General features: G+C 42.4%; 8 protein-coding genes. 1 reads left to right on the top strand and 7 read right to left on the bottom strand.

Annotated elements, in window-relative coordinates:
• Positions 1 to 36: 36 nt before the first annotated feature.
• On the bottom strand, positions 37 to 912 hold the full coding sequence (locus DIU38_RS08940; protein ID WP_112653647.1) for an alpha/beta fold hydrolase: 876 nt from the start codon (positions 910 to 912) through the stop codon (positions 37 to 39).
• A gap of 568 nt (positions 913 to 1,480) precedes the next feature.
• Between DIU38_RS08940 and DIU38_RS08935 the strand changes: the two genes are divergently transcribed.
• Positions 1,481 to 3,937: a M1 family metallopeptidase gene (locus DIU38_RS08935; protein ID WP_208057548.1), complete on the top strand. Its 2,457-nt coding sequence runs from the start codon at positions 1,481 to 1,483 to the stop codon at positions 3,935 to 3,937.
• A 298-nt stretch (positions 3,938 to 4,235) separates the two neighbouring features.
• Here DIU38_RS08935 and DIU38_RS08930 read toward each other — a convergent pair whose 3' ends face one another.
• The 6 genes from DIU38_RS08930 to DIU38_RS08905 form a co-directional block, all read right to left on the bottom strand.
• Positions 4,236 to 5,810 carry a S1 family peptidase gene (locus DIU38_RS08930; protein ID WP_149354066.1) on the bottom strand — a complete coding sequence of 525 codons (1,575 nt, stop codon included), beginning with the start codon at positions 5,808 to 5,810 and terminating at the stop codon, positions 4,236 to 4,238.
• A 171-nt stretch (positions 5,811 to 5,981) separates the two neighbouring features.
• Positions 5,982 to 6,539: a TlpA family protein disulfide reductase gene (locus tag DIU38_RS08925; protein WP_112653649.1), complete on the bottom strand. Its 558-nt coding sequence runs from the start codon at positions 6,537 to 6,539 to the stop codon at positions 5,982 to 5,984.
• Between the two features lie 9 nt (positions 6,540 to 6,548).
• Positions 6,549 to 8,429, bottom strand: coding sequence for a protein-disulfide reductase DsbD domain-containing protein (locus tag DIU38_RS08920; RefSeq protein WP_112653650.1), 1,881 nt, complete (start codon positions 8,427 to 8,429; stop codon positions 6,549 to 6,551).
• A 6-nt stretch (positions 8,430 to 8,435) separates the two neighbouring features.
• Positions 8,436 to 9,560 carry a TlpA disulfide reductase family protein gene (locus DIU38_RS08915; RefSeq protein WP_112653651.1) on the bottom strand — a complete coding sequence of 375 codons (1,125 nt, stop codon included), beginning with the start codon at positions 9,558 to 9,560 and terminating at the stop codon, positions 8,436 to 8,438.
• 148 nt (positions 9,561 to 9,708) lie between these two features.
• The gene (locus DIU38_RS08910; RefSeq protein WP_112653652.1) at positions 9,709 to 11,145 is read right to left on the bottom strand and encodes a PKD-like family lipoprotein; all 1,437 of its coding nucleotides are present in this window, start codon (positions 11,143 to 11,145) and stop codon (positions 9,709 to 9,711) included.
• A gap of 11 nt (positions 11,146 to 11,156) precedes the next feature.
• Complete coding sequence (locus DIU38_RS08905; RefSeq protein ID WP_167516123.1) at positions 11,157 to 12,011, bottom strand: DUF4843 domain-containing protein; 855 nt, start codon at positions 12,009 to 12,011, stop codon at positions 11,157 to 11,159.
• Positions 12,012 to 12,017: the final 6 nt, after the last annotated feature.

Below are 12,017 nucleotides of genomic sequence, written 5' to 3'. Positions count from 1 at the left end.
GCACCAAATAAATACGGCTACTTTCTATTGAACACTTTAATTCCTTTTGACTTTCCTGTCAAGGAAGTCGCGGATAGCTCCGGCAATTTCAGTACCCGAACTTTCCAATGCAAAGTGGCCTGCGTCAAACAGATGATATTCCAGATTTTTTACATCTTTTTTGTAAGCTTCCGCTCCTGCAACAGGAAATATATAATCGTTTTTTCCATAAACGATTAACATTTCAGGATTTTGGGTGCGAAAATACTCCTGCCATTGCGGATACATCGTAACATTAGTCTGGTAATCGTAAAAAAGGTCGAGCTGGATCCTGCCATTTTCCGGTCTCTCCAGATGGCGCAGGTCAATCTCCCAGTTATCCGGGCTGATGACACTTGCATCAGGCACCCCGTGAGTATATTGCCATTTCAGCCCATCGGGGCTATGGAAACCTTTCAACGTCTCTTCGGCAACCAAGTCGTTTTTATCTTTCCAATATGCTTTAATCGGGTCCCAGAATGCCTCCAACCCTTCATCATAGGCGCAACCGTTTTGTACGATCAAGGTGTCGATTCTTTCAGGGTGTTTATAGGCTAACCGCCAGCCAACGGGCGCACCATAATCCATCAGGTAAAGGCTATATTTATTAATGCCTAAAGTTTCGAGCAACTCTTCGATAATAACAGCGAAATTATCAAAGGTGTAATCGAAGTCCTTTATAGGTGGCTGTTCGCTTCTTCCGTATCCAGGGTAATCTGCAGCGATCAGATGGTATTTGTCAGATAAATCTGCTATTAAATTCCGGAACATGTGAGAGGAGCTCGGATATCCGTGCAGTAATACCAAAACGGGCGCGTCCTTAGGACCGGCTTCCCTGTAAAAAATGTTAACACCTTTGATTTGAATGTACTTGTGTTGAGTTTGATTTTCCATGACGTTAATTGTTTAACAATCAATGATGAATTTAATGCCACAGAACTAAAGCAGTGTTTATCAATTATTTAAAATATAAAAAACATTTTCACCTAACGACATTTCGTGATTCTGCAGTGTAGCCTCGATATAACGACAATTATCTACACTCACTTAAAAGACTTTGTGTATGATAAATTTTTAAGGCCGAGCACTGGCATGCAGGCTGCTGATCCGGAATATTAAAATATGAAAATATTTATCTGAATTAATGAGGAGAAAGTCGCAAAAGTATATTAAACGATCCGCATGCAGCAAATTCACTCCTCTTTCATTTCATCTAAAAGTGTTAAAAGCGGAATAAGGGGTTGGATTGAGATCCCGTCCGGCCCCACCACGCGGGATTCCGCCACAATTTTGACTAGACTGCTCCAAAAGATCGGCCATTTCTCTTTCAATATCGCATTCTCTGTTCAAAACCGGGCGCGAAAGTGAACGTAATGATTAAAACTAATAATTAATATTTATAGTACTATGTTATAAATAGTACTATAAATATTGTATATTGACCCTAATTATTCAGTAGGACATGAAAATATACTATATCCTTTTATTATCCGGAGTTTTTTTGCTGACAATGGTACGTTGCTCATTAGCCCAGGACAACAATTATCGTCAAAGCCCGGCGAGGGTAAATGATTTGGTCCATACCAAACTAGATGTACGCTTTGACTATAAAAAGCGCTATTTATATGGTAGAGAATGGGTTACTATAAAGCCTCATTTTTATCCAACGGATTCATTGAGGCTCGATGCGAAAGGGATGGATATCCACACTATAGGCATCCTGGCAGGTGGCAAGTTAAGCCCGCTGAAGTTTACTTACGATAGCCTTAGCTTGGCGATCAGGCTCAACAGGACTTATAATCGTTCTGAAACCTATACCGTTTTTATCGATTACACCGCTAAACCTAATGAGCGCAAAGGACTTCGCAATAATGAGAAAGGATTATATTTTATTAACCCGGATGGTACTGAAAAGAATAAGCCGATTGAGATCTGGACCGAAGGGGAACCAGAAAGCTCCTCCGGCTGGTTTCCCACAATCGATAAGCCTAATCAAAAGACTACTTCCGAGATCAGCATGACCGTACAGGCTAAATATGTCACGCTATCCAACGGCAGGCTCGCCTCGCAAAAGAAAAACAACGACGGTACACGTACCGACACCTGGAAAATGGAATTGCCCAATTCCCCTTATTTGTTTATGATGGCAGTAGGTGATTTTAAAATTTACCATGATCATTGGCACGGTAAAGAAGTGAACTATTATCTTGAACCCCAATATGCTCCTTATGCAAGGGATATGTTTGGAGATGTGCCGGAGGCCATAAGTTTATTCTCAAAAATTACCGGCGTTGACTACCCCTGGAATAAATATGCCGCCATTGTGGTGCGCGATTACGTCAGCGGTGCCATGGAAAACACAACCGCCAATGTTTTCGGCAGTCAAAGCACCCGGCGCGAATTATTGGATCAATATTACAATTCAGGTGTGGAGCATGAATTATTCCATCAATGGTTTGGTGACTATGTGACTTGCGAAAGCTGGAGCAATATAACTTTAAATGAATCATTTGCCGACCTCGGAGAGATTCTGTGGCTGGAACATAAATATGGGAAAGATGCCGCTGACGAACATTTACACAACGGATTACAGGGCTATCTTAGCAATCCTGACAACGCTAAAATACCCCTGGTCAACTTTCATTACCAGGCTATACATGATGCCTTTAATGGGGTAACCTATCAAAAAGGTGGACGTATCCTCAACATGCTTCGTAATTACCTTGGCAATGAGGCTTTTTATAGGGGACTGAATATTTACCTGACGTCAAACGCTTTTAAAAGTGCCGAAGCACAGCAGTTACGGCTGGCCATGGAACAGGCCTGCGGACTTGACCTGAACTGGTTTTTCAACCAATGGTACTATAATGCCGGGCACCCGGTTTTGGACATCAGCTACCACTGGGATGAAACCGCTAAAACAGAATATGTTTACATCGCTCAGAAACAAGATGGGCAAGTTTTTAAACTGCCAATAGCGATTGATATTTACATTAACGGCAAAACAGAACGCCATAAAATTTGGCTGAATGCAAAGGCTGATACCCTTTCCCTTAAATTGATTGCCAAACCAACCCTGGTCAATGTTGACGCGGATAAAGTACTGGTGGCTCAAAAAACTGATCACAAAACTTTGGAGCAATTTGTTTTCCAGTACTTCAACGCCCCTTTATATCTTGACCGGTACGAAGCCCTTGAAGTTTCTGGAAATAATCAAGGGGATAAAGGCGCTCAAAAAGTAATCTTTGCCGCATTAAACGACAAATTCTCTGGTTTACGCCTCAAAGCCCTGGAAACGTTGGCCAGCGATAAAAAAGACTTTATGACTCTGGATAAAGACCTAAAAGACACCACTCTGCCGCGAGTAATGGAACTGGCAAAAAATGATGACAACACTTTAGTGAAAACTTATGCATTAAGAATACTCGGCAGCTTAAAAAACCTTAAGTATATGGAGATTTTCAAAAAAGCCATATCGAGTCCTTCCTACCAGGTTGACGCGGCGGGGCTTATTGGAATCAATGAGGTCGATCCCGTTGCCGCCCTTAAATTTGCGGTCAGATTTGAGGATGATAATATAGGCGACTTGACGCAAGCTATTGTCAGGGTGTATGCAGCAAGTGGAGGAGATGCCAAATGGCCTTATGTTTATCAGCGCTATGTTAACGGGACCTTGCAGGAACAAATTCATCTAACCGAAAAATTCTCCAGAATGATAGAAAGTTTGAAGAATCCGGAATATGTTCGACAAGGAATTGCCGAGCTCAAGTATATGGGAATAACCTACAAAAAAGACGGTGCAGCTCCATATATTATCAAATATTTAAAAGCGGTTAAAGAAGCACGGGATAAGACAAATGACATAACGGCTTCAAAGGATATTACAGAAGCAATGAAGCTGATCGAAAATGCTAAATAGGCTTTCAATTTCCTGCTCTGCACTGTTCATCTTCCGAACCAGATTTGGTTATCCGAAAGCAACGGTTCTGAATGAGTTAGCAAGATCTAAAGTAGGCCGAAAGAACCTGCAGCAATGCGAACGGACTCTTGTACGGATAATTAATTACCCCCTTTGGTGTCGTAAATTGCAGTTACTATAAATTGATTTACTGCGACGGCTGGTATCGCAATTGTGCTTGTTCTGCTCAATCTTGCTATGTTGATGCCCAAAAACTTTCCGGTGATATCAAATACGGCCCCTCCGCACTCCCACGGTTTTATTCTCGCATCATGAACAAATACATTCCCAAACCCATCTTTTCGTATGCTTTTCCCCCTATGAAGTGGTCGGCCGGATGATTGGTAATTTTTTGGGGTGGATATTTTAGGGCGACTTTTTTTATTAACTTTTCTCCCTTATGATTGATTGTTATTAAAGTAGTATCGCCGGCGCGGAATTTTTGAAGTGCTTTAAACATATCCAGTTCGTCATTTACAGTTTTGTCATCAATTGCTAAAAGCTCATCGCCGGTTGTTAGTCCGGCAGCCTCAGCCGCGCTGTTGGGCTGAATAAAAGTAAATAATAACGCCTGTCCCTTTTGCCGGGCAACAGCTCCCAAATAGCCGTAGCTGGTTTTTTTTGGCAAGCTTACGCCAACGCTTCCCAAAACACTACTACAATACGGAGAATCAGCGCGAAGAGAAATCAAAAAACTACCCAAATCGTTATTGTTAAGTGTATCTGCCAGCAACATTCGAAGTTTGATACCTTCCTTCCCTAACTTTAAAACGGGCAACAATAGCGCAAGGTCATTAATTCTGTCTCGTCTGATAATATTTGCCTTAACAGTCTTGCCGCTCGATAATGTAATAAAAGGTTCCTCGCCAATCATTGAACTTTTAGTCAAAATGATATCTGAATTTTTGAAAGCGGTTTTTACATTGATATTATCTAAAGAAAAAATAGTCCCTGCTATAGTCTGTTCCTTACCATCAATAACACTCTTAATATTTACACAAGTTGTTTTAAAACGCTTGTTCACACTTTTAAAATACTTATCTGGATTTTCAGCTATCGGAAAATTATTGGCCGGCTGATTTTTTGAAATTACATTTGTATCCAAAGGCAGGGAAGTATAATTCTCTAAACGGGTTAGTGCTGTATAATATTTACGATAGGTATCTACGGGGATTTCATAATTAATATCCTCCGACTGTTCGATGCCGCTATGGATTCCGATCAAACGGCCAGACAGATCAAACAGGGGGCCGCCTGAATCTCCCGGCTCCATCACGCAAGTTGATTCCATAAAACCATACCTGTTATTTAAATTGGTGATATATCCAAACCTTACATCAGGTTTGCGTTGTTCCATGCTTTCCGGGTAAGCTATGCTAATACATGGCTGGTTGATTTTGACATCTGAATACCAGCCCATTTCGACAAACGGCCAATCCCCTTTTTGGATTATTTTGAGCATGGCAGCATCCGGCAGCATAAATGTTGGTGCAATGGTAATACGGCCCAAACCACGGGCCAGGCACATTTTCCCATCGGGAAATATTACCTGATAGGTTTTGCCGGGCATTACCACATGTGCTGCGCTTAAGATCTCTCCTCCTTTGGAGACTACAACACCGCTAAACTGCGCACTCATCCGGCTATACTGCAAAGTATCATATTCCCACATCAATACACTGGCAGCATAACCTTTTTTTATCGCAGCTTTTATATTGTCCTGTAGTTGCGTAACTCCGGGCTTTTGCACCCGCTTATCAACATTTTGCGCGTTAGTAACCTGCAGGTTCCATAAGCACTGCAGGAAAAAAAATAATAAAAACCGTTTTGTCATTATACATTATAATTGAACCGTAGCGTTGTCCAAACGCTGCTGTTTAGGGTACCTGCCGATGTAAAAAGAGCCGGTATTAAAACCGGCTCTCCGGAAATTAAACTAAAACTGATGGAAAACGTCCGACCGGGACTGTCTTTACGATAGCCAGTGCTATCCTTTTATAATTTCTTAATTGTTAAAGATCTTTTTGAGCTGTATATCGATATCAGAGGAAGTGGGATTTATTAAAATCACATTCCCCTCAGCATCAAGCACAATTGCAAAGGGTACCGACTGGATACCCAAAGCATTCATCATCACTGATGCATCTTTGCCATCCTCATATTTATCTATTCCCTGTTGCCAGGGCATTGCTTCTTTAAGCATGGCGTTTTTCCAGGCTTTATTGTTTTGATCAATTGAAATACTAACTATCTCGAATCCTTTAGCATGGTATTGTTTATATAACTCCTTAAGGTGCGGAATAGCCGCCCTGCACGGCATACACCACGAGGCCCAAAAATCAAGCAGCACCACTTTACCCTTAACCAACGGTGATTTGATGAAGTTGCCATCGGCAGTTTGTAACGTAAAAGCCGGCAAAGGTTTTCCAGCTATTAAATTTTGACTTGCTGTAACAGTATCCTGCTTTTTTAATGATGAAGCGTTTCCATCCGCCTTCCATCCGGTGCTTAGGGCAAGCGCTACGGGTGTTACCAACAGCAACCTTTTAAAGTTTATTTTCATTGGGCTTGATTATAAAACCTGTATTTCAATTATTTTTCTTTTAGGCGGAAAACATTTGTTGTTATCACAAACCTGGTAATAAAGCCCGCATTTGACTACCATGCCAGCCTTTAATGAAGCTGCACTTATCTCTGTTTTGAATGTTGCTATGCCCTCCCAAACAAACATGCCTTCGCCACCGGTAAATGGTAACCCGGCCGATGTTTGCCACTCGCTGTTCGTGATACCTTTGGGCAACTCAATAATAGGTTGTGCGGTGATAAAAGGGCTATCTTTAGGCACATAGGCGTAAATATGCCAGCCTTGCAAAATATCAGCCTTAACAACTACCTGCTTTTTTCCGTTTGCTTCATCAACCAACGTGGCGCTCACCATCACCGGATCGGTACGGGTTGGTACTGTTACAGCGTTTGCAGCTTTAATGTCGCCGGTTGATACGGGCGCAATTGCCGCTGTTTCTGTTTTGTAGGTATTCACCATAAACTTAAACCCTCCGGCTTCTGTATAATAAAGGTTGGATTTGTTTTTGGTTAGCCATGCACGCCATTCTTTGGCAGATGTGAATTTTTCGGTGGTATATCTTTCCAATACCCTTTGGGCTAGGGCAGGCTCCTCTCCTTTCTCAAGCATATTGATACATTTTTCAAGCAGCTCGATTTTGCGGTTAGAAATCCCCAGCTTCTTTGCATCCTCATCCACCTGTAACGAGTAAGCATCAACCGGATAAAAATACTCGAGGTTATCCCGATAGTACTTATGATAGGCCTCTACGTTAGTACCAAAAGCATCATACATGCCGCTGCCAGTCCAGCTTTTAAGGTATTCATCAAAACTTTGTACATCATCGGATACCGGCATCTTTAAAAACGCCTCGTTACCTTTACCAATATCCTCGCCTTTGGCTTTACGGTCTTTAAGTTCCTGCTGCATTTTTAGCAGGCGTGCATTGCCCTCTTTCCGGGCTATCAGCGTTTTTTGGTATAAAGCTTTATCGCTACGGTAAATCATTTCATTTACCCACTCACGGTTTTCAATCTGTACTTTTTTCATGATGGGTGCCTGGTAATCAAACTTTTTGATGTAGCAAACTGTGTTCACAAATACATCTTTAGCTTCATCGGTCATATGATTTGGCGAAGCAGAAAAGCCCCACATAAAATAATTACCCTGACGGCCCAATGCCACTGCCTCTGCATTTTTTAAGCAAACACCGCCACTTATCGCTTCGGCATCCGGCGAATCGTTAAATCCTTCGCCATGTGCCACCATGCCGATAATGTATTTATCCTTAGCTGTAGGATCTTCTTTGATCACCTTCCACATAGGCAGTTCCTTCGGGGTAGTTGCTCCCTGAAAGCCGTTAAAAAAAGAACCCGGCGTAGGCCTGTTAACTAAAGTTAACTTCACTTTTACAGGTGTATTAAATATGGCATGACTGGTTTTGATGTTCAGCGCATCGTCTTCCAAACACTGACAATACCAATCAAACTTAAGCCCTATCGGCGTGCCCACATCGGGAGCCAGCTGATGCATCAAAATGATAGGCCTGTCAAAATTGGCAGGTAATTTTATCGGCCCCGCATCGGCAATTGTTACGTCGACATTGGCAGACATCGAGGCATCATAATCCCTCACATCCACAACTTCAACTTTGTCAAAGCGCGTTTCTAAAAAAGCCTTAAAATCGGCCATACGGGTTTTCCAGGCCTCATCTACCGCGCCCGCAGCTGTGCTGTAGTAAGTAATATGTTCGGGCTTAGGTTTTGCCGGATCATATCCTACATATAAAACATGGAGTGCTATTTTGCCCGCTCCGTGTTTTATGACGTTACCCAAAGAGGCTACGCTAAACATAACACAAAGCAGAAAAGCCAAAATGATCTTTTTCATACCTGCTTAATTAAAAAGTTCGGCAAGTTTATGATTGAGGTCTTCCCCGCGCAGATTTGTGCTAATAAGTTTGCCGTCGCGGTCTACCAGGAATGTAGCAGGTATAGCCGAAACGCCATAAAGACGGGCAACGCTGTTGTTGTTGCCATTCAAGTCGCTAACCTGCGGCCATGTCATACCCTCCTGTTGCAGTGCTTTCAGCCATTTGTCACGGCTGTTGTCAAGCGATACCGAAAGGATTTCGAACCCTTTATCCTTGTACATTTTATACTGACTTAACAGATTTGGGATTTCCTGACGACAAGGTGAACACCAACTTGCCCAAAAATCGACCAAAACGATTTTACCTTTATAATCGGCTAACGATAAGCGTTTGCCGGCAGGGTTGACCTGAGTAAAAACCGGCGCCGGGCCACCTATTTTTAAACGGTAATGTGCATCAATAAATTCTTTGATAGTTTTTCCATTATCAGTTGCCTGGATTGCCGGACTGAAAGTTTTGAACACCTGTTCGGCTACTGTAACCGTTTTTTCATTAGATGCAGTGCCGAACAGCGCTACGGGTGCAAAGAACGAATCGGGGTGCGTTTTGGCAAAATCGAGATTTTTGCGCTGAAAATCGGCAATCATTTTATAGTGATGGCGGGCAACCGAGTTGGTAAATGCGGTATCATTCACCAACTCGGGCGCTGCCGCAATTTCAGCATTAGAAATATGATCGATGTCCCATGGCATCGGTCCTACAGCTTTCACATAAGCCGAATATTCATCATATGTTTTGGATCCGCTCATCTGGGCGTTTGCCAGGGAATCTTTAGAAACTATATTAAGCGTTTCATTAGAAAAATTAAAGTAGAGGATATCGCCGCCATGGGTGGCAATTTCCCGGCCGGCGCCTTTATGATCAAGTGCGAGGCGTACAGAACTGTATGGGTTCATCCTACCTGTGAAATGAAAAGCGCCGTTAACTAATGTGGTCGAATCTTCATGCCCCTTGCCGTCTGTCATAAAGCTTAAATAAACTTTCTGACCGTTGAGATTGCCAATCTGCCCATTAATAGCGAACTGGTTAGTTTGGCCGGCGGCGTTCAACGCAGCCATGCTCAAAATTAAGTTTAGTAATTTTTTCATTTCTTTATATGTTATACATCGAGTCGACAGGTTACGTTATACTTTTCAAGGATGAAACGCTCTTGTTAATGTCATGACTGCGGCCAACAACACAAAAATCATTCATGCTGTTGGTTAATCTTTTATATGGTTTTGATTAGTTAGTTTTTTATCTGCTCACAATGTCAACCGGTTCGCCCGGAATACCGGTTATTGTTTTGGTGATATTACCGGTTTTAGAAACACTTACGTCAAGCGTATAAACTGCCCCGTCTGCGCCAACAGTAAGGGTGTCGTCATCCAAACTTATCTTCATCATGGATACCTTTTTACCGCCAAAGTCTGCGTCGAGCTGTCTTATATCTTCATTAATTGGGTTATAGCGGTAAATTTTCCCTTTTGATGAAAAATAAAACACATTTAAGCTATTCACCACCCATTTGGTATTATCATCAATTAAGGCGCTGCCTTTGAATGTGCGTTTGCCCACGCCTTTAAATGTCCGGTCATCCCCCATAGGGTAGCTAAAACTTAGTTCGGTTATGGTACCTGTCGCTGTTTTAAAGAAAGCATAGGAAGGGCCACCTTCTGTAGGTTTCATGAACAACAAATTATCGTATCCTACATTTTTTGGATCAAAACCGGTACTTGCAGCATCAACTTTATAATTGTTACCTGAGTAAGTACCATCGGCGCCAAAAGTGATAAAAGCCTTTCCTTTAAGATTGTAACCAATAAAAAATGAGCTGCCGTGAGTAAAATATTTCGACATCGTGTAATCTCCGCCTTGTTCGTTGGCAAATTTGCCGTAGTCATCAGCAAAGGGCGCTGTTGAGGATACACCTACATACAGCTTACCATTGATAACACCAGTTGGCACTGTTCCCATTTGTACAGGGCCTAAAAATGGCTCCAGGTAACCTGTATTGATAACAGCCGGCGGCGAGAAGAATTGCGCTGCAAAATCTGTTCGTTTTAATAATGTGCTGGCGTCAAGCACCACCCCGCTTTTATTAGGATCGTTGCTTAGCACCCAATATTCCTCCTTGGTATTGGGCTGATAAGGCAATGGTTTTGAATAGTACAATTGAACCGGATTGATAGGTAAATCGTCTTTATTAAGTGATTTATAAATATCGCCCAACACCGTTTTATCCGGTTTTACGAATGATAATTTGGTAACGCCATTATCGTTACTCAGCACCAAAATACCTGCCGAAAACTGCGTCGTACCTGTAATTTTGAAAGGGAACGTATAAAATAACCCATTCCGTTTGTCGGTAATGGTGAGTTTACAAGCACGGTCGCCGGGGCCTAAATTGTAGACCATTTTCAGAGGGTAGCCTTTGTAAACTGCTTCCCGCAGTTCTTCTTGTACGGTGATGTGCCATTCAAAATCAAGATCCTTTAAGGGATCAGCACCGGCCAAAGTAACCTTGGGGTTTATGGTGAGCGTATCGCCCAGCAGGGCTGCAAATGTTGCATTATTAATGCCGGTAACTACCGGTTCTGAAGGTGGCGAGTATACATAATTGCCCAGGTCTTTTTTACATGAAGTATAAAGTACTGTTATGAGCGCCAATATAGCTATCGATTTAAATTTCATGACCTAAGTGTTTAATTGATAATAACCTGTTGACCATTTTCATCAACAAAAAAGTACTTGCCTGCCTGCGCGTAATATCTGAGGTAAAACTTCTTACCGGGCGAAGATGTGTTATAGAAATCATAGTCATTACTTCCGTCGGCCCGCTTGGTAAGCACATAACCTTTTTCCGGGTATCTTGCTACCCATGCAAACGGATCATTAATAAAGGTCCTCACGTTATCTATATAATACAGTGTGCGCGGGATCTGCAGATAAGCGTTCGGTTTTGACATATCAACCAGATCGGTAGTGCCCGAAGAGATCAGGAACAACTGGTGTTTTATCCTGCTGTAAGGGCCCAGGTTACCCATCCAGTAAATCCACCAGGCCGGTTGCTCCAGCCGCGACGAGTAAAGGATCGACTTTTCCCGTAATGCCGCCGGGAGCGATGAGTTAAAATCCTGCCCACCCGAAACAAGAATGGTAAGCATTACTGATTGATTTGCAAGTTCCGGATCACTGTTTTTGATGATCACCGGTACCTTTATAGTGCCCGAATCGGCAGGCATTGTGTATGATGGTTTAAGCGCCTCATAGTGCAAACCGGCTTTGGCCGTGGTAGCGGTGTCAACTACGGATATCACAAACCTTCTTTCGGTTTTAGACCTTTGCCCCGAAATTATTACAGGTACCCAAATGGTATCCTGCGCCAGGGTAGGATTATAGGCAAAGGAATAGGTTAATATCGAAGTATCCTGGTTGCCGTCTTTATCCTTGTAATTCAGATAAATATTATCCCTGGAGCCATACGTAAGTAATTGGTCTTTTTTGCAACCGAAAAGAGCTGCAACGACCACTAAAACATAAAATATCTTTCTTTTCATTGTTAT

It is taken from the genome of Mucilaginibacter metallidurans (genome assembly GCF_003286435.2).
In the GTDB taxonomy this organism is placed as follows: domain Bacteria; phylum Bacteroidota; class Bacteroidia; order Sphingobacteriales; family Sphingobacteriaceae; genus Mucilaginibacter; species Mucilaginibacter gossypii.
Note: the sequence above shows the minus strand (reverse complement) of the source record. Positions and strands in the feature narration are given on the sequence as shown.

Bases quoted from the DNA above. Each gene is read 5' to 3' on its own strand.
- DIU38_RS08940 (WP_112653647.1), bottom strand. From the start codon at position 912: ATGGAAAATCAAACTCAACACAAGTACATTCAAATCAAAGGTGTTAAC.
- DIU38_RS08935 (WP_208057548.1), top strand. From the start codon at position 1,481: ATGAAAATATACTATATCCTTTTATTATCCGGAGTTTTTTTGCTGACA.
- DIU38_RS08930 (WP_149354066.1), bottom strand. From the start codon at position 5,810: ATGACAAAACGGTTTTTATTATTTTTTTTCCTGCAGTGCTTATGGAAC.
- DIU38_RS08925 (WP_112653649.1), bottom strand. From the start codon at position 6,539: ATGAAAATAAACTTTAAAAGGTTGCTGTTGGTAACACCCGTAGCGCTT.
- DIU38_RS08920 (WP_112653650.1), bottom strand. From the start codon at position 8,429: ATGAAAAAGATCATTTTGGCTTTTCTGCTTTGTGTTATGTTTAGCGTA.
- DIU38_RS08915 (WP_112653651.1), bottom strand. From the start codon at position 9,560: ATGAAAAAATTACTAAACTTAATTTTGAGCATGGCTGCGTTGAACGCC.
- DIU38_RS08910 (WP_112653652.1), bottom strand. From the start codon at position 11,145: ATGAAATTTAAATCGATAGCTATATTGGCGCTCATAACAGTACTTTAT.
- DIU38_RS08905 (WP_167516123.1), bottom strand. From the start codon at position 12,011: ATGAAAAGAAAGATATTTTATGTTTTAGTGGTCGTTGCAGCTCTTTTC.